At 45.1% G+C, this 17986-nt stretch carries 9 protein-coding genes; 2 read left to right on the top strand and 7 right to left on the bottom strand.

Translation table 11 applies throughout. The features are described from left to right. Positions 1 to 45: 45 nt before the first annotated feature. From H8744_RS04035 to H8744_RS04020, 4 genes are read right to left on the bottom strand one after another with little or no spacing between them, the layout of a single operon-like run. Positions 46 to 3669 carry a beta-sandwich domain-containing protein gene (locus tag H8744_RS04035; protein WP_262433615.1) on the bottom strand — a complete coding sequence of 1208 codons (3624 nt, stop codon included), beginning with the start codon at positions 3667 to 3669 and terminating at the stop codon, positions 46 to 48. A 17-nt stretch (positions 3670 to 3686) separates the two neighbouring features. Next, positions 3687 to 5483 (bottom strand): glycoside hydrolase family 2 protein, encoded by a 1797-nt coding sequence (locus H8744_RS04030; RefSeq protein ID WP_262433614.1) that lies wholly within the window; start codon positions 5481 to 5483, stop codon positions 3687 to 3689. Between the two features lie 44 nt (positions 5484 to 5527). Beyond that, a complete protein-coding gene (locus tag H8744_RS04025; RefSeq protein ID WP_262433613.1) occupies positions 5528 to 7561 on the bottom strand; it encodes a beta-L-arabinofuranosidase domain-containing protein in 2034 nt (677 codons plus the stop codon). Positions 7562 to 7575: 14 nt separating this feature from the next. Further along, on the bottom strand, positions 7576 to 9639 hold the full coding sequence (locus tag H8744_RS04020) for a beta-L-arabinofuranosidase domain-containing protein (RefSeq protein WP_262433612.1): 2064 nt from the start codon (positions 9637 to 9639) through the stop codon (positions 7576 to 7578). 212 nt (positions 9640 to 9851) lie between these two features. Here H8744_RS04020 and H8744_RS04015 point away from each other — a divergent pair, with 212 nt between their 5' ends. Next, positions 9852 to 10931 (top strand): glycoside hydrolase family 43 protein, encoded by a 1080-nt coding sequence (locus H8744_RS04015; RefSeq protein ID WP_262433611.1) that lies wholly within the window; start codon positions 9852 to 9854, stop codon positions 10929 to 10931. 32 nt (positions 10932 to 10963) lie between these two features. Continuing rightward, a complete protein-coding gene (locus tag H8744_RS04010) occupies positions 10964 to 12058 on the top strand; it encodes a glycoside hydrolase family 43 protein (RefSeq protein WP_262433610.1) in 1095 nt (364 codons plus the stop codon). A 79-nt stretch (positions 12059 to 12137) separates the two neighbouring features. Here H8744_RS04010 and H8744_RS04005 read toward each other — a convergent pair whose 3' ends face one another. The 3 genes from H8744_RS04005 to H8744_RS03995 are packed head-to-tail and all read right to left on the bottom strand — an operon-like array spanning position 12138 to position 17977. Beyond that, positions 12138 to 12842, bottom strand: a complete 705-nt coding sequence (locus tag H8744_RS04005; RefSeq protein WP_262433609.1) for a DUF3823 domain-containing protein — start codon at positions 12840 to 12842, stop codon at positions 12138 to 12140. A gap of 19 nt (positions 12843 to 12861) precedes the next feature. Beyond that, positions 12862 to 14739, bottom strand: a complete 1878-nt coding sequence (locus H8744_RS04000) for a RagB/SusD family nutrient uptake outer membrane protein (RefSeq protein ID WP_262433608.1) — start codon at positions 14737 to 14739, stop codon at positions 12862 to 12864. 7 nt (positions 14740 to 14746) lie between these two features. After that, entirely contained in the window at positions 14747 to 17977 is a 3231-nt protein-coding gene (locus H8744_RS03995) for a SusC/RagA family TonB-linked outer membrane protein (protein ID WP_262433607.1), read from the bottom strand. Positions 17978 to 17986: the final 9 nt, after the last annotated feature.

The raw sequence follows: 17986 nt of genomic DNA, 5'->3' as shown, positions 1-17986 counted from the left end.
TCGGTTTCTTCATTTTTGAGTAGTTATTTTTACCTCAAAGTTCTGTTAGTCCTGATACACTTCAAATTCATAGATTCGTGTGTCTTTTCCGCCTGTGCTTTGTGTCGGGCGGGTTATCAATAAACGGATATAGCGTATTTTGGGAGTTTCACCGATTTCACGTGACACTACATTGCGAGTATTGCCATCGATGCTATCCAGCGTTTTCCATTCTTCGTTCAGACTGTTCTTTCCTTGTAGGAAACAGCCGTTTGTGATGTAAGCATGGCTTTCTTGACCAGCGTTGACTAATTTCCAGCCGCTGATATTTTTTGCTTCACCAAGGTCGAAATCTACATAATTCGGTGTGCTGCTAACATCACACCATTTGGTTTCCATGTTTCCATCCAGCATGAATTCGGGCTTTTCACGATCATTGGTATATCCCGAATAAGCGATCACTTTGGCATCTTTCAATAGGTTCTCTTTAGCACCGATAGTTTGCATGGATTGAGCAGAAGCAGCGTTCCCTTTAATGGCTGTACGGAATAGTTCGCAAGCAGCGGTTGCCGGGCGGTTGCCTTCCTGGACAAGTGTGGCAGCGAAAAGCACTATCTTGTCGTTGTCCGGCAGGATGAGGCTGGTTGCTCCTTCGGGAACATCGATACCAAACTTGAACATATAAGTAAATTCGTACACCTGGTCACCATCGGGAGCATGGCGGTGAGTACCTACATGAGCGATTTCAGCATCTTTCAAGTAACCTTTTGTGTGACCGGTATGTCCCCATTGTCCGATGAAGCCTGTATATGAAGGTACGACTAAATCAGTCTTATTACGTCCGCAACGGAAGGTACCCACGTAGTCCCCATCGGTGGAAGCTGCCAGCAAATAGAGGCGGTTGTACTTATGTCCGGCAGGCAACAGGATCGTATCCCCCTTACAGGTCATACCGTTTGCAATTTCTTTTTCCCCGAGTTGGAACGGGATATTGCTTACAGTCATAGTCTCCGGTAGCAATTCGGCCGCATAGGAGTAGCCCGACTCGAAATCAGCTTCACCGCGGAATTCATTGAATGATGAACATTTGCGATTGAATTTCAATGGGAGGTTGGCATACTGTAATGAGCTTGCAGGCTGGGCAGATGCTTTCAAACGTACTTTATAAGTTTTTACTGAGTACGGTTTGATATTGACTTCCAACTTATTGCCGTTGAAGGCTGCCTTTCCGATTGTCTTTTCTGTTCCATCGGCTTCACTGGCACTCAGGATTTCGCCAACGAATGCAAGAGAAGCCGTTTGAGCTTTTTTTCCTCCGGTTTCATAGACGCGAACTACATATTCATTGGAATCTTCCGCTTTTTTCAACGCTTTGATAATTACGTTACGGTTGTCGGAATGAACGAATGAGAATTCTTTGCCTAAGCTGCCTTTGTGCTTGTCCGTATGGAATGCTTTGAGGCGTTGGTTCAGGATTTCTGCTTTTTCTACCGTAGCCGGTTTGTCGAGTTCGCCTTTATGACCGACAAGGCTGTATGTAAAGCAATGGTGTCCGTAATCCTGTCTGTTTTGGTAAGCATACCCATTTGCCGTTTCCGGAGTGTGAAGGAGTGTCAGGCGCAAGGTGTGGTCGTTTGGCTTATCCCAACCATACTTGCTGTCATTCATGACAGATACACCGTAACTGTTGCTGCTGTCCGTCAGGTCAGCCCAATATTGTGCATAAACTTCATAAGCGATGTCTGTATTGTTACCGCGTTTTACACTTCCGATTCCCAGATCGTAGGTGGCTTCCGGATTCTCGATGTTCAGAGGGAACTCTGCTTTTAAGAGAGCGTTGGTTGATTGCCAGTCTATTTCATTAAAGAAATCTATGCGGTCGGCACGGCTTCCTTCATAGAGACGGATATATTGCTTGAATGCCGACTCTCCATGACGTTTCTCGATGCAGAGTGCTTTACGCAATTCGCCATTTTCAACCAGCGTGACTTTAACATTGTCCGTGATAGAAATCGGTTCACGGTCTGTTGTCTCTTTCAGTACTTCCCAAGCCGGCCATGCATGTGACTGATTCTTGGTGAAGAGTGCCAGACGGATCGTTTTGCCCGGTTTTACCAGTTCTTTATTATTCTTCTTATCTAAAAGAGAAGTGATATCACCGTTCTTGTCCAACGTAATCTTGTATACAGAGTTTTCAATGGTATGGGCAACAGTGGCTGCAACCGTATTGTTTGCACTGGAGGTACGAACATCGTACACGGCATAACCGGTAGCAGGAACAGTAGCTTCTATTAACAGATGTGCTTTTCCGTCTGTATAACCTGTCAATTGCGCAGCGACCTTTTTGCCATTGGCATCATATACCGTAACCCCTTTAGGTGCGGTGGGCAGGTCGATAGCTATTTCGGCTATATCAGTAACAGGAAATCCTAAAGCATTGTAAAGAACGACCGGTGTGCCTTTTACTCTTGTGTCCATTTGGCTGGCAATTGCGCCTATGGATGAAGTCAGTACGCTTGAGAATTGTTTCAAGGAAATCAATTCGTCATTCCATGAGAATTCATACGCACGTGGTATACTCGTTCCCGTCAGGTCGTCATGGAACTGATGAAAGATGAAACGTCTCCAGGAATCGGTCAATGTACTACCCGGATAAGTTGCCTGATTAAGCCATTCGGCAGCTACGGCAGCTCTTTCGGCAGCATCTCCTAATAACTCGTTCTGGCGATTATAAAGTTTCATAGCTGCTTGAGAGGTATAACATCCGGTTCCATGTACATCCATCAACAGTTCACCGTTGAATCTGGGAAGTTCCGGATGGCTCTCATAGGGCTGGAAGTCCTTGTACAACTGGTCGCTGGTAGCACTTATGATTTTCAACGGCCCCTTACCTTCCAGTCCTTTCTCTACTGAACGTACCGATTCCAGTGTGGGCGAACCGCCTATGTCTCCCGTTCCGTAATAACGGTATACCATATTGAGCGGAGTACGCTTAGTCAGGTCAAGGAGTTGCTTGTTCTCTGATAAATCCTCGTCTTTCCACCGTTTGCCGTAATCATATCCATGAGCAAGCATGATGGATGAACCGTCGATGCCTTGCCATAATCCGATGGTAAACGGATGTTTACTGTCGCCATAGAAAGCTTTATGACGCCAATCCAACTTTTGTGAAGAGAAACCGATCAGACCGCAATGCGAAGCAATGGTCGGCAATGTCCAGCCAAAGCCGAAGCAGTCGGGAAGGAAAATGTCGGTACTTTCAACTCCGAATTCTTTCCGGTAGTAATCTTGTCCGAGCATGATGTTACGGATGGCTGATTCCGTAGAAGGAACCAAAGCGTCCGTGGCATCCCAACTGGCTCCGCTGATATGCCAGCGTCCTTCTTTAATGTATTTCTTCATTTCTTCATATTGAGCAGGATAATACTCTTTCATCCATGCGTATTTCACTCCTCCTTCGAAATTGAAGATATAGTCGGGATACTGTTTTAACAGGAACAGGTTTTGATTAATGGTGTTCCAAACGTAATGCTTGATGGTTGTTTGGATATCCCAGTTCCATTGTGTGTCCAAGTGTGCATCGGCAACCATGTATGCTTTGGGTTGCGTTGACTGTGGTGCAGGACTTTGGGCAGAAGCCCCGCTGCATAGGATTACGGCGGAGGCGATTGCTGCAATTTGTTTTTTCATCTCTTTTTATATTCGTTTTAATGTTTACGGCTCGGTATTTTCTCGAAAATGGCTTTGATGCGTTTCATATCCAGTTTCGGTTGACGGTTGTAATAATACACACCGTTCTTTTCCTGTTCTACGTCAGTAAGCTGTGTATAGCAGAATCCACATACGTTTTCAGAAGCTGCCAATGCGTCGATTTGTCCTTCCAGACGTGCATAGAAAGCTTCGGCATCCGCAGGCATACCGCCATAACCCCAAGAGTTTTTGCGGTTTTTTTCGTCCATCCAAGGAATACCACCGAATTCATCGACCATATACGGCTGTCCTTCGTAAACAGCGAGGTAATCTTTGTCGCGTGCGTTGCGGTAGGGCTCTTTACCCTCGGTGAAGGTCAACTGTTCCATCAGTTTGTCTTTTTCTTGCGTATAGTTGTGTACGCTCCAGATATCAGTCAATACATGGTTGTCACCGCTGGCATCGTTTATAGGACGGGTAGGGTCCATTGCTTTTGTCAGGTGATAGATGTTTGTGATGAGACGAACGTATGCATCCGGGCCGCCTCCCCATGTTTCGTTGAAAGGGGTCCAGGTTACTAATGACGGGTGATTGCGGTCGCGAACTACTACTTCGCTCCATTCGCTGATAAAGTTGCGGGCAGCCAGATCATTGTTTACGTCCACTCCCCAACTGGCAGCTTCTCCCCAAGTGATATATCCCAGTTTGTCTGCCCAGTAATAATATCTCTCTTCAAATACTTTCTGGTGCAGACGCGCTCCGTTGAAGCCGGCAGCTTTGCCCAGTGCGATATCCTGTTTCAATGCTTCGTCCGTAGGGGCTGTCCAGATGCCATCGGGATAATAACCTTGGTCGAGAACCAGACGTTGGAAGTATGGTTCGTTGTTCAGATAGAACAGTCCGTTTGCTGTATGTACCTTGCGCATACCTGCATATGATTTTACTTCGTCTATCACATTGCCCTTGGCATCTTTTACCCGGTAGATGATGTCATACAAATTAGGAGTTTCCGGAGTCCATAACTTAACGTTTTTGATCGGTAATACGATGGTAGAACCGTTGCCGCATTTTACCGTTTTGTTTGCAACGACCTTCTGTCCATCCATCAGGGATACTTCCAGTGTTCCGTTTGATTCATTATAGAATTCCGGCAGGATGACCAGTTGCTTCTGATCGATGTCCGGGCGTGCGATGACGGCTTTCAGACCGGCTGGAGCTACCGCTTCCATCCATACGGTTTGCCAGATTCCCGTGACACGGGTATAGGAACATCCACCGGAGAAGAAGTTGTTGCATTGCTTTCCGATGGTTTGCATACCGGAACGCTGGTCGTCTTTGACAAATACCACTAGGTTGTGGTTTTGTCCCGGTTTCACGTAACGTGTCAGGTCGACCGTATACGAAGAACTTCCTCCGAAATGACGGTTGATGAATTTGCCATCGATGAATATCTCGGAAAGATAATCCACTGCTCCGAAGTGCAGGAGGATCTTTTTACCTTCCCAACCCGCAGGGATGGAAAGGTTGCGCTGATACCACATCTGATTGATGAAGTCGGTATGTCCTACACCGGACAATTTACTTTCCGGGCAAAAGGGAACGGTAATATTCTGGTCGAACTTTTCGGCACTCTGGAGTCGGCGGTCTTTGCCTGAATTGCCGAAATCGAACTGATATGTCCATGTGCCATTGAGGTTGATCCAATCGGTACGCTCGAATTGGGGACGTGGATATTCCGGTCGCGGCAAGTTTTCGCTGAATCCGCTCCATACATTCAATAAAAGCAGCAGTGCTGCCGTGAGTAGTTTGTTCATGGTGTTGTTTCTATTAATAATAATTGATTCTATGTGTATCGTTGTTATTGTCCTACCATCGGGAATTCGGAAATACGGAGAGTGGTGCATCCGTAAGGGATCAGTGTAATCTCTTCCACCGGCCCTTCGCCACCGCTACAGAAAGAATAAGGTTGCGGGCCCGCCATCTCATTGTAGATTCCCCAGCTGGGAATGCGCCGGGCTTTCATCTTGATTTCTACTGGAGCATTTTCAAGGTTCCACGGATAAATTGCTTTCTGTTTTTCGGAATCAATCTTGACGGTAGCATGTTCCGCTGCTTTGTTCCGGTCGAAATTAACCAGACCGTAATTCCAAGGAGTATCTGAGGTCACATTATAATAATGTGAACCGAATCGGGATTCGTCTACCTCTGTCTTTTTCCAGTTCTCATTCATTTTCAAGGCATAAACCAAAGGGCCTCTTTCGATGGCAACCGAGTTCTCATACCAGGTACTTGCACTCACTTCCATGGGAAAGTGTATCTCTATCCGGTCTCCTTTTTTCCATTCACGGTCGATCACTGCCATTCTTTTCCCTGCTTCTACTTGTACGGGAGTTCCATTCACAGCGATTACTGCGCTTTTGCACCATCCGGGAATACGGAATTGCAGGGGGAAGGTAGCTCCACTCTCTTTCTTCTTAGCATTACGGAGATCACGGATCGTGAAGTGGATGCGGTCGTCCATCGGATAAAGAGTCTCTTCGCTAATCGTGGCAGTGAAGGAATCGCCTACCTTTGCTGTGACTTCCGAAGGTGAATACGCCATGACTGCAAGGCCGTTGGCAGGAGTGGCATACCATAAACTCTGGGTAAATTTAGGCCATCCTTGGTGCATGTTCGAGAAGCAACAAGGGTAGCCGGACAATGTACCGTAGACGTTATCCGTACCGGCATGGTCTTGGTCGAAGTTTCTGCGATGGCGGGTCACCATCACCTGATTCGGTTGCTGGAAATATTGCTTGGTCATGAAATCATCGGAGGCCTGTGTGGGCAACGCATTGAAAGCTACCCGTTCCAGATGGTCGGCAAAATCCATATCACCGGTAATTTCCATCATCTTTTCCAGTGAATACATTAATTCTACTGCCGAACAGAGTTCGGAACCCTGCGTAGGATTATTGCCATGCAATGCTTCATCCCCTCCGTACATGCCTTGAGGCTGTCCATGAAATTGACGGATGTCCCGGAAGGCTTCTTTGACGGAACGAAGGTATTGCTTGTCTCCATTCTTCTGATAGTAGATGACAGGCTCTTTGATGCCTTGTGCAAGATTCACACAATGGATCGTGTTGATTTTACGTAAATCGCCTCTTTCTACCATATTCGTGAAACTGAAGCTCTGTTTATGGAGTAAATCTCCCAAATCGAGCAGAAAGGCATCTCCGGTGATATTGTACAACCAATATACCGCTTGCAGGTTGTCACATGCGCGATATTCCGCCCAGAAACTATAGTATCCCAAAGGTTTTTCCGGGAGTGTCTTAAGTTGGTAGCGGAAATAATTGGTCATTAAGGCGATCACTCTTTCGTCTTGTGTAGCCGAATAGTATTGCTGGAGAATTTTCAGCATTACCATGCGTGGCCACCAATCGTGGGAGTTATTGCGTTGCAGCCCTGGTTCACTCGGATAGTCCTGAGCGGGTCCGAAGAATCCGTCTTCTCGTTGGCTTTGCAGTGCCCATTCTATCCAAGGCTGGGCTTTTGATTTCAACTCCCTATCGTCCAGAATGTATGCCAAGGGAAGTAAACCGTCAATCCAGTACGGCCCTCTTTCCCATTGGTCACCGTCACCGCCCAACCAGCCATTGCGCGTTCCCATTACTTGAGGATACAATTGATCCATTTGTCCGGTAGCTCCGTTTTTCTGACGTATCAGCATTTCCTGCAACCAGCCTTTGGGTTTGATACTGCCTAACGGTAATTCAATGAATGGCTTTTGTATCAGAGGAAAACGGTTGTTGCTATAATTAGTAGTTTGCGGTTTTACCGGATTGCTGCCCGAAACAGTCAGGCAGAATCCGGTTGCTATGATTAAGCTTAATAGTTTGTGTCTCATAACTATCTTCGGTTTTATTCGTGGGTGTTAGGGAAAGCGGAGATTCTTAACCGGGCTGCACCCATAGGAATCAGTGTGATTTCCTCTTTGTCCCCTTTGGCTGCATCCATTTCCGGTACTTCACTGCAAAGACCATATTGATCGATTGTCCATGACGGAACCTGTCTACCGGTAGCTTTGATTTCCAAAGGTACGTTGGCGGTAGTGAAAGGATAGTTATCTGCCGGCCATTCTTTACGGACAACTTTGAAATTCTTCAATGGTTCGTTCTTATCCAGTACCAAAGCATAATTCCAAGGTGATTTCGGATAAATTTCATAGGAAGGCCATTTTTCCGAATCGGCCCCTTCTTGCCAACGTGAATCACCGATGGCGGTGGCACGACTGTCTTTCTTAATATAGTCTTCATCAATTTTTAAGGAGAAGGTGAGTGGACCATAATCAATACTTACGCTGTTTTTATTAACCTGCCAAGTACGCATTCCGAGTTCCATCGGTAATTGGAGGCTCACTTGGTCCCCTTCATTCCAAGTGCGGTTGATACAAACATATTTGCCTGGTTCTGCCTTTACGTTCACTCTCTTTCCGTTGATAGAAACGGTAGCTTGGCGGCTCCAGGAAGGAATGCGCAGATAGAATGGGAATTTAGTAGGTCGTTTTGTCTGTATATTGAAACTTACAAACTCCTCAAACGGATAGTTAGTCTGTTCATGAATCGTTATTTCCTGTCCATCGGCTACTTTGAGCGTGGCTTTGCAAGCGGCATACAAGGCAATGGCAGCTCCGTTATCCGGTGTGGCCAATACCAGATGTTCACTGTAGTACGGCCATCCCTGAGCATGGTTGTGCTGGCAGCAACGGCTGCTGAACGGATTCATGGCAAGGAATGGGCCACGGTTGTCGATCCCCGGATGATGGTTTTTGGAATCGCTTACTGCATGGTTCGGACTGGTGATGTAGCGCAATGATTTGAAATCGGGCATTACCGCTGCCGGATAGCTGTTGAAGGCGACTTCTTCACAATGTTCTGCCCAGAAAGGATCACCGGTCATACAGAGCATGATCTCGTCCGAAGCCATCTGTTCTACCAATCCGCAGGTTTCTACGCCCTGCCGCGGGTCGATGAATCCCATGCGTGCATTCTCGTCGGCACCGAACATACCTCCCGGAACCTGACCGAAAGTGCGGCGAATAAGATCGTGTACATTATACGAGGCTTTCAACATGGCAGAATCACCGCTGAGCATATAATAACTGGCAGGCTCGCGGTAACACTGTGCAATGTTTACGTTATGCCAGTTCGGAAGACTGGACGGACGTGTCCAATCCGCGGTGTTGCGGTGTATCTTTTCTGCCAGATCGAGCAGGAATTTATCTCCTGTGCGGTTATAAAGCCAATAGATGCTCAGAAGATTGTCTCCGCCACGGCTGTTTTCCCAATAGTCTTCCAAGAGTTCTTCATCAGGCACAGTCATTTGCCATTTGAAGTAATTGGTCATGAGTGTAAGCACTCTTTCGTCTTGTGACTGTTCATAATAGGATTGCAGGCACCATAACATGATCATTTGTGCCCAGATTTCCCGTTTCCCGTTCCGCATGTTAATCGGGCCGAAATAGCCGTCCGGTTGTTGGCTTGCGAAAGCACCCTCAATCCATATCTTAGCTTCATCTATCATTTTGGGGTCTTTCAGGATGTATGCCAAGTTACCATAACCCTTCAGCCAATAGGGCACTTCTTCCCAACCGTGATCGCCTCCATTGGTGAGCCATGCATTATTATCTTTTGCCAACCATGCACTGATTTCTCCTAAATGGCCGGTTAGTCCGTCTTTTTGTAATTCGAGGTATTTCTTCACCCATCCTTCCGGCTGTATGCTTCCTATGGGAAGTTTGATAAAATTAAGTGGTTTTAGCGGTGGGCGATTCCCGGTGTAGTTGACATTAGTCTGGTTGCAATCGGGACGGTCTGTAATTGTAATTTGTTCGTCGACTGTTTTTCCGGACGAACAGGAAGTAACTAACACTCCTGCTAAAAGTAGTCCGGTTAAATTTTGTGTAATTCTCCTAATGGTATTCATGTTTTTCCTTTTTATCGGTTTCAATCGCAAAGGTCGCTTTATTAAGAAAAAAGATAGGATATTAACTAATCATTAAATAGAAGAAACTGACCACAGTCTCATTTTAAAGCGCTTTTGGCACCGAAAAATACTTTTTTGAGGGATACTTCCGCGCAAATGCTTTTTTATTTGAATGAAAAGTTTTTTCTTTGCAGAGACTAATGAACGTTACTATGAAATCGGGAATCATACTTTTTCTATTCTTGCTTTTATCTGTTTCTTGTAGTAACCCGAAGAACCGACAGAAAGTCGAAGCTACGGATGCTACATACACTAATCCGCTTTGGAACGAAGCTGCGGATTTCAGCGCTACCTATTATGATGGTAAGTATTATTTCCTGCAGAGCCGTAATAATAAAATTATTTTAAGGAAAACCGATGATATGACCGATTTAAAAAATGCGGTGGAAAAGGAAGTCTGGGTACCTACGGATAAATCAAATTCGTTCAATCTTTGGCGTCCGGAGCTTCATCGGGTGAATGGTAAATGGTACATCTATTATGCAGCGGATGACGGTAATACAGATGACCATCAACTCTATGTAATCGAGAATGAATCGTCAAATCCTATGCGAGGAGATTTTGTAATGAAAGGTCCCATTATGACTAATCCCGAATGGAACTGGGGCATTCATGTGACAACTTTTATGCACAAGGGAGAACAGTATCTGCTTTGGTCGGGGTGGCCCCGACGAAGGATCAATATAGAGACACAATGCATTTATATTGCTAAAATGAAGAATCCCTGGACATTGGAATCTCCTCGTATCTTGATTTCCAGGCCTCAGTACGAATGGGAACGTCAGTGGGTGAATCCAGATGGATCGCGTACGGCTTATCCGATCCATGTGAATGAATCTCCGCAAGCGTTCTGCTCTAAAGATTCAACGAAAGTCTTTGTGTTTTATTCTGCCAGTGGATGTTGGACTCCTTATTATTCTCTTGGATTGCTGGTGGCTGATGCCGACAGTGATCTGTTAAATCCTTCCTCGTGGACAAAAAGCCCGGAACCTGTATTTTCTTCATCATCAGAGAATAAGGTCTATGGCCCTGGAAGTGTTTCTTTTCTTCCTTCACCCGATCAACAGGAAATTTATATGCTCTATCATGCTCGCAATGACCAGAACGGTAGCTCTTTCCGTACCATTCGGTTGCAGAAGATTCAATGGGGAACGGATGGTATGCCTCTATTTGGTGCCCCTGTGCCAGTAGGCGTTTCACTTCCTAAACCATCCGGTACGCTGGAAAACTAAAATGTTTGTAAACCTTTAAAATGTGGTGCCTAATGAAAAATTGGTTCTGTCTGTTGGCTGTTTTACTCTGTCTTTCCTGTTCGAATAAGCCCTCCGGTAAGAAGGATGCGGCAGGTGCCACTACCTACACAAATCCTCTGCTTCCCACAGGGATCGATCCCAGTGCAACATTTCATAATGGGAAATATTATTATATGCAATGTCTTCCCGATCAGTCGAAGATTGTTATATGGGAAACCGTGGATATAACCGATTTGGAACATGCGGTGACGAAAGATGTGTGGATTCCTGATTCTTCTTCATATTCATCGCATATATGGGGACCGGAATTGCATTTTATCAATGATAAATGGTATCTGTATTTTGCTGCGGATGATGGCAACATGGATAATCATGAGATTTATGTGCTGGAAAATTCCTCAGCGGATCCGATGACAGGAACATTTGTTATGAAAGGAGCTATCAAGACAAATGATGAGTGGAATTGGGGAATCCATGCTACCACTTTTCTGCATAGGGGAGTGCAATATTTGCTTTGGTCTGGTTGGCCAAAGCGGAGGATCAATGCTGAAACCCAGTGTATTTATATTGCTAGTATGGCAAATCCATGGACGCTTCAATCTTCGCGTATACTGATTTCGAAACCTGAATATGAATGGGAACGGCAATGGATAAATCCCGACGGAACTCGTACGGCTTATCCGATTTATGTAAATGAAGCTCCACAATATTTCCATTCGAAAGATTATGGGAAGGTGTTGGTCTACTACTCTGCCAGTGGTTGTTGGACGCCTTATAATAGTATGGGGATGTTGGTTGCCGATGCGGACAGTGACTTGTTGAATCCGGCTTCTTGGATTAAAAGTCAGACACCCGTATTTAGCCAATCACCGGAGAATGGAGTTTATGGTCCCGGAGGTTCCAGTTTTGTCCCCTCACCGGATGGCACTGAATTCTACATAATTTATCATGCTCGGAATATACCTAATAGCGATGGAGGTCCCGAAATCCGTAGTCCTCGTATGCAGAAGATAGAGTGGGACAGTGCCGGTTTGCCTGTTTTAGGAACTCCAGTTCGTGAAGGTGTGCCTCTTCCAAAACCTTCCGGTACCCCTGTAAAAGAATGATAAATGAAAACAAAAGGAGGAGCGTCAACAATTTTGACGCTCCTCTTGGCTATTGCAATCAGTTATTTATACTGATTGTCTATTTCAAGCGGAATACTTCAGAGTAGATTCCCTGATCGGAACCTTTCGGCCAGATACAAATACGTCCGAAAAGGGTTCCACGATTCATTGCTCTTTGGAACATGTCATGATCGGTATAATCTTTAGTGGCAAAAGTATAGACTTTGCCTGTCTCGTCATAAGCGCTCACTTTGTCATCATCATAGCGGTCAACGTTGTGTTCGGAATCATTTAAGTATTGAGTAGTACTCAGTACGACGAATACCCGATCGATTCCTGTTCCTGCTATTTTCTCTACCTTAAAAGAGGCATCTATTTTATTATCTTTCAAGGTCATTTTGGCATCTCTCACCATGTAGTAAGGGGTTACTTCTACATCCTGTACGGTGTTTCCGGCAACTCTTACTTCGATAGTGTCACGTCCTTCGGCAGACCAAGGACCGTTACCATGTTTTGTGATCAATTGGTACTGTCCATCGAATAAACAAGCCGAATATGAACCGTCTTGATTGACAAACAATTCGATCGGGTCGTGCTTGGCATATCCACGTTGATATAACTGTAAGCGAACAGCTTCATTACCGCGCAATTGCAATGCTTCCCCTTTGTAGGTGACGCGCCCTTTCAAGAAAGATTCAGGAGCATCATAATTGTCTTTCGTGCAGCTGGAAAACAGCATAACTCCCAGCAACATAACAGATAAAATTTTTGCTATTGTTTTCATTGTTACTTCTTGTTTTAGATTATTGATACGGGTTCTTGACCAATTTAGGGTTCTTATTGAACCAATCGTTATCGATCTCTGAATAATACTGTGTGTCTGTACACTTCAATGGGCGACGCCACAAATTGAGTTTCTGCATGTCTTTCTCCATAAACATCCATTTGCCATCGTTTGCATCGCCTTCGGCAACTACTTTATATGGCCACAAACCTAAACGGCAAGCAGAACGGTCGTTCGCATTTCCAGTCCAAAGTTTGTGAGCCTCCATCCAACGTTTCAAATCCCACCAACGGTGTCCTTCGAAAGCAAATTCAACTTGATATTCATGCATAATTTTCTGATGGTCGATAGTAGTAAGAGGTTTTATACCTGCACGGTCACGCACGGCATTGATATATTTTAAGGCTTCAACATCGCTGTTATTGCGACTTATTTCCCAAGCTGCTTCTGCTGCAATCAGGTAAGCTTCTGAAATACGGAAATAAACATTCCACATTTCAGAACCGCGTCCGATAGTTCCGGCTGCGGGAGTCTTATCCAGGTACTTGCGAATATAGAAACCGGTACGGTTAATTTCACGATCGTCACCACCGAACGGACCATTGTTTGCTGTAATCAAGATTGGTTTTCCGTTGATAGTGTCAGTTTCATTACGCCTAGCTGTCTTTTCTATCCAATTTCCATTTTCCTTAAGCAATACTCCGGCTTGCAACAATATCTGTTTCCCATCAAATTCACCATTCGGTAAAATGATGGTTGCAGATAAACGCGGGTCGCGATCGGCAAACAAATCGAGTGGAGAGTCAAAGAACTTAGGACTTTCTAATGTACCCACTTCATATTGGCAAGCTTTACCCCGTTCGTCTTCTGCAGCGTTTACCTTTTCAAATGCTTCAACGATGTTCAGAAGTGCCGACAATCGATCGCTACCTGTATCTTGTCCGATACTTGCAGGTAGACAGTCTTTGGTAAAACCGTGAGTCTGTCCCGGAGAAATGTAGTCACGACACCAGATAACTTCTGTATTGCCATTCTTGTCACATACTGCTTTGAAGAAATTATCCGCTTTGGCTGACAAATCAGTGTCTGAAGTAATCTTCAAACTATAAGGAGAATCGTTTATAACTTCTTTTGCTGCTTTTAGTGCAGTTTTGAAATAATCCTTTGCTCTGTCTGCCGGGATTCCTACTTCTTGTCCGGAAGTTCTTAACAGCGGATGTTCGGCTGGTGTATTGTATGTGGCCAATGAACCAGCTGTAATGGCAGCACGGGCTTCCAGCATTTTGGCTACCCAATAATTGGCTCTTCCCGAATTTTTATTAGTTTCCTTTGACATAAGGGAGGATACTTCTTGACACTCTTTGATGATATAATCATAAGTAGCGGCTTCGCTCGAACGTGGTACTTGAATGGTAGTGATATCCATTCCACTGGTATAATCGAACACGTTATCGCCAACGATAGGCATTCCACCTAACGTACGAGCCATGCAGAAGTAGACCCATGCGCGGATGTAGCGAGCTTCACCTTCGTATTGTTTTCTATCTACGTCTTCAACTCCGCTTGCAGTCTTCAGACCATCCAAGAACTGGTTGATATTACGAATCAGTTCATATTCATAAGGACGCCATTTGTTACGGTCGATGGTCTCGGCATCGTTTCCATCGTAATGGATGGCTTCGTCCAGCATTGTAAAGTCGTCTACGGCATCAATGCGTTGACCGTAGGTTACACGACCATAAAAGTTAGCAAGTACCGATTTTACCAATCCAGGGTCGCTGTAAACTATTTCTTGTGTTAGAATACTATCCGGATCTCTGTCCAGAAAGTCGCCACAACTATTTAATGACAACATACCCGCAGCAGCGATGGCAATCAGAAAATATTTATTTTTCATTGTTTACTTAAAATTTGAGGTTAATACCTAAGTTAATTACACGCATGGGTGGATAGTCCAGTCCGTTGTCGCTGGCACATTCCGGATCCATGATAGAAAGGTTGCTGATAGTGAGTAGATTGGTTCCCGATACATATACACGTACCTTGCTGATTCCCACTTTACTTAGGAGTTGTTTCGGTAGGGTATATCCCACTTCCAGATTACGCAGTTTGATGTAGTTTACATTGTGTAACCAGAAAGTACTTTTTTCGTATGCAGCATCTCTTTCATCGCTTGGGAGGCGCAAAAGCGGGTATTTGCCGGGAATCAGTTCACTATCCGGATTCCACATGTCGGCCAAGTGCCAGCAATCGGTTAACACTTCTGTCGGACTGTTACCATCGTTCTGGAAAGGACGAGCTGTTTCCCAACATTGTCTCCAAGTAGTCATGCCTGAACCTGTCCAGTCCATAGCAAGATCGAAACCTTTCCAGCTTGCTGAGAGGTTGATGCCGAAGTTTATGGTTGGCGTGCTGTCTTCGCGATAACCGATAGGGCGTTCGTCCATGCCATTGATTACACCGTCACCATTGACATCTTCATAGATGATGTCACCCGGTACGATGGTTCTGTTACCTTTTCGGTCAATGTCCACAGGATAATTGGCTATTTGTTCCCAGTTCTCGAAACGTCCTATGGCTTGATAACCCCAGTTTACATATCCTACACGATGCCAGATACTATTGCGGTATTCATCCCATGAGTTACTACGGCGTGTGTCGTACTGCTCCCAATCCCAGAAACGGGAATAAGTAAAGTTTGCACCGATACTATAATTGAAGTCACGAATATTATCACTCCAGCGAGCCATTGCATCGAAGCCTTGATGCTTGTCTGATTTCAGGTTTTCTTTTGGCAAATCATAACCTGCTTCTTTTGGTATTAATACATCATAACGTGATTCCGGTAGTCCGTCACGAATACGTTGGAAGTAGTCAACCTGAATGTTCAGGCGGTTGTTGAAGAATCCCATATCTACACCGACGTCAAGTGTCTTCGCTTTTATCCATGACAGAACCTTGTTAGGAAGTCCGCGTGGCTTGGTTCCGACTACCCAGTTTCCATCGATTACAGCACCTCCGTCGCCATAAGTATAGCCCGGCAGATAACCAAATGCACTATAAATGGGAGTTCCATCACTGTTTTTGCCCATATCATCATCCCCTACTACACCGTAAGATCCACGAAGCTTTAAATCACTGAATACAGAAGAAAATTTAGCTTCTTTCCAGAAGTTTTCCTCTGAGATTCTCCATCCTATAGAAGCAGAAGGAAAGAACCCCCAACGATGTCCTGGCTTGAATTTCCATGAGCCGTCCCAACGTCCGATAAAATCGAGCAGATACTTGTCGGCATAGCTATAGTTGAGTCGTGCCAACCATCCTAGACGGGCTTCTTCACGATCACCTTCGTCAGTGAATTCTACTATTTCTTTGATACGGATCAAATCCATGCTGTTGGATACCGGGGTAGAGTGAATCCACATTCTTGGTTGTTTGCGTTGGTTAGCTTCAAAAGAACCAATGGCAGTGACAGAATGCTTGCCGAATTTACGGTCAAAGTTCAGTTGGAAGTTAGCGAATTTGTCTTCTTTCTTTTCACGATTCCGTTCACGGTAAGGGTTGGTCATGGCGAAGTCTACATCATACTCGTTGGTCGCTTCGTTATATTTATACAAATTGAACGTGTATTCCTGGTTGTCCAATTCATTGTAGGCAAAGTAATAACCTAACATCGCTTTGGCTTTCAAACCTTTCAGAATCTCGTATTCACCGGTTGCCTGCAACTGGATGACGCGCCATATATCAGATACTTCACCACCCATGTCGTAGTTCAGAAGTCCGAAGTTTGTTTCCGGTTGGTCGGAGACACGTTGTGGGTAGAGTGGATTGTCATTGGCAAACGGACGTTTAGTCGGTTGGTTCTTCATGGTTGCAAAACGAGGTAACCAAGTGTCGTCTCCTCCCGGAACACCCGGATGATGGCGTTCTTCGATACGACCGTTCATGGTAGCTCCGATTTTAAACTTTTCGGTAACATTCATGTCGATATTCATTTGGGCATTCGTACGTTGGAATCCTCCATAACCGCGTACGGTAGCCTGTTGGTCTATATGGGAGACATTGACATAATAATTGGCTTTGTCGGAACCTCCCGAAAAGTTTCCGCTGACATAAGACTGTGGTGCAGTGACCCAGATGTAGTCACTCCAGTCAAATCCTTGGTAGCCTTTTTCCGTCCCTGTCATCCATTTGTCGTATTCTTCTTTGTTATACCTGCGTTCACCTGTCGGCATACGTTTCCATGTTTCTGCAGCCGCATAAGCTTGTACGTATGTTTTGGTGTCGGCAGGGTTAATAAAACGGGAATTGTGCTGCCAACCGTAATAGGCATTGACAGAAACTGTGTTCTTGCTATTGCGTTGTCCTTTTTTTGTCGTTACCACTACTACGCCGTTTGCTGCACGCATACCATAAATGGCTGCAGATGCATCTTTCAGGATAGAAATATTGTCGATGTCGTTGAAGTCCATGTTGTTGAACTGTCCTTCATCGGAAACAACACCATCGATAACGAACAGCGGTGTACCCATGTTACGAATCTGTAAAGCAGTCCCAGCTCCAGGACGGCCATCTTGCTGGCGGGTATTCAAACCGGCAATCTTACCAACCAAAGAACCTGACGCCGTAGTTGCACTTGAACGTTCGATATCTGTCGATTTAATTGCAGAGATGGCACCTGTCAATGTTGCTTTTTTCTGGGACATACCATAACCTGTAACAATTACTTCATCCAATGTTGTCATATCCTCTTTCAATGTGACCTTGACAGAGTTGGAATCTCCTACTGTTACTTTCTGAGTGATATATCCGATAAAAGAAATCTCCAAAGTCGCTTTAGGACCGACATTGAGAGTGAACTCTCCGTTGATGTCGGTGATAGTACCGTTGGTACTTCCCGCTTCTTTTACATTGGCTCCGATCACCGGCTCGCCGGTAGCATCGATAACCGTTCCTTTAACAGTGCGTTGCTGCTGGACGGCATCAACGCTTAATGTGGTTTCAGTTTCTGAAACCGAACTTGCATCTGCATAGCAGTATGCCCCCGGAAGTAGTGAGAAGGCAGCCATACACAGCGGTATGCGCCACATCTTACTACGACTTGACAAACAAAAAACTTGTTCTTTTTTACGCATAGTAAATAA

It is taken from the genome of Jilunia laotingensis (assembly GCF_014385165.1).
Lineage (GTDB): Bacteria > Bacteroidota > Bacteroidia > Bacteroidales > Bacteroidaceae > Bacteroides > Bacteroides laotingensis.
Note: the sequence above shows the minus strand (reverse complement) of the source record. Positions and strands in the feature narration are given on the sequence as shown.

What these genes read in the sequence shown, in the direction of transcription:
- H8744_RS04035 (WP_262433615.1), bottom strand. Translation starts at nt 3,669, where the DNA reads ATGAAAAAACAAATTGCAGCAATCGCCTCCGCCGTAATCCTATGCAGC.
- H8744_RS03995 (WP_262433607.1), bottom strand. Translation starts at nt 17,977, where the DNA reads ATGCGTAAAAAAGAACAAGTTTTTTGTTTGTCAAGTCGTAGTAAGATG.
- H8744_RS04025 (WP_262433613.1), bottom strand. Translation starts at nt 7,561, where the DNA reads ATGAGACACAAACTATTAAGCTTAATCATAGCAACCGGATTCTGCCTG.
- H8744_RS04000 (WP_262433608.1), bottom strand. Translation starts at nt 14,739, where the DNA reads ATGAAAAATAAATATTTTCTGATTGCCATCGCTGCTGCGGGTATGTTG.
- H8744_RS04010 (WP_262433610.1), top strand. Translation starts at nt 10,964, where the DNA reads ATGAAAAATTGGTTCTGTCTGTTGGCTGTTTTACTCTGTCTTTCCTGT.
- H8744_RS04015 (WP_262433611.1), top strand. Translation starts at nt 9,852, where the DNA reads ATGAAATCGGGAATCATACTTTTTCTATTCTTGCTTTTATCTGTTTCT.
- H8744_RS04020 (WP_262433612.1), bottom strand. Translation starts at nt 9,639, where the DNA reads ATGAATACCATTAGGAGAATTACACAAAATTTAACCGGACTACTTTTA.
- H8744_RS04005 (WP_262433609.1), bottom strand. Translation starts at nt 12,842, where the DNA reads ATGAAAACAATAGCAAAAATTTTATCTGTTATGTTGCTGGGAGTTATG.
- H8744_RS04030 (WP_262433614.1), bottom strand. Translation starts at nt 5,483, where the DNA reads ATGAACAAACTACTCACGGCAGCACTGCTGCTTTTATTGAATGTATGG.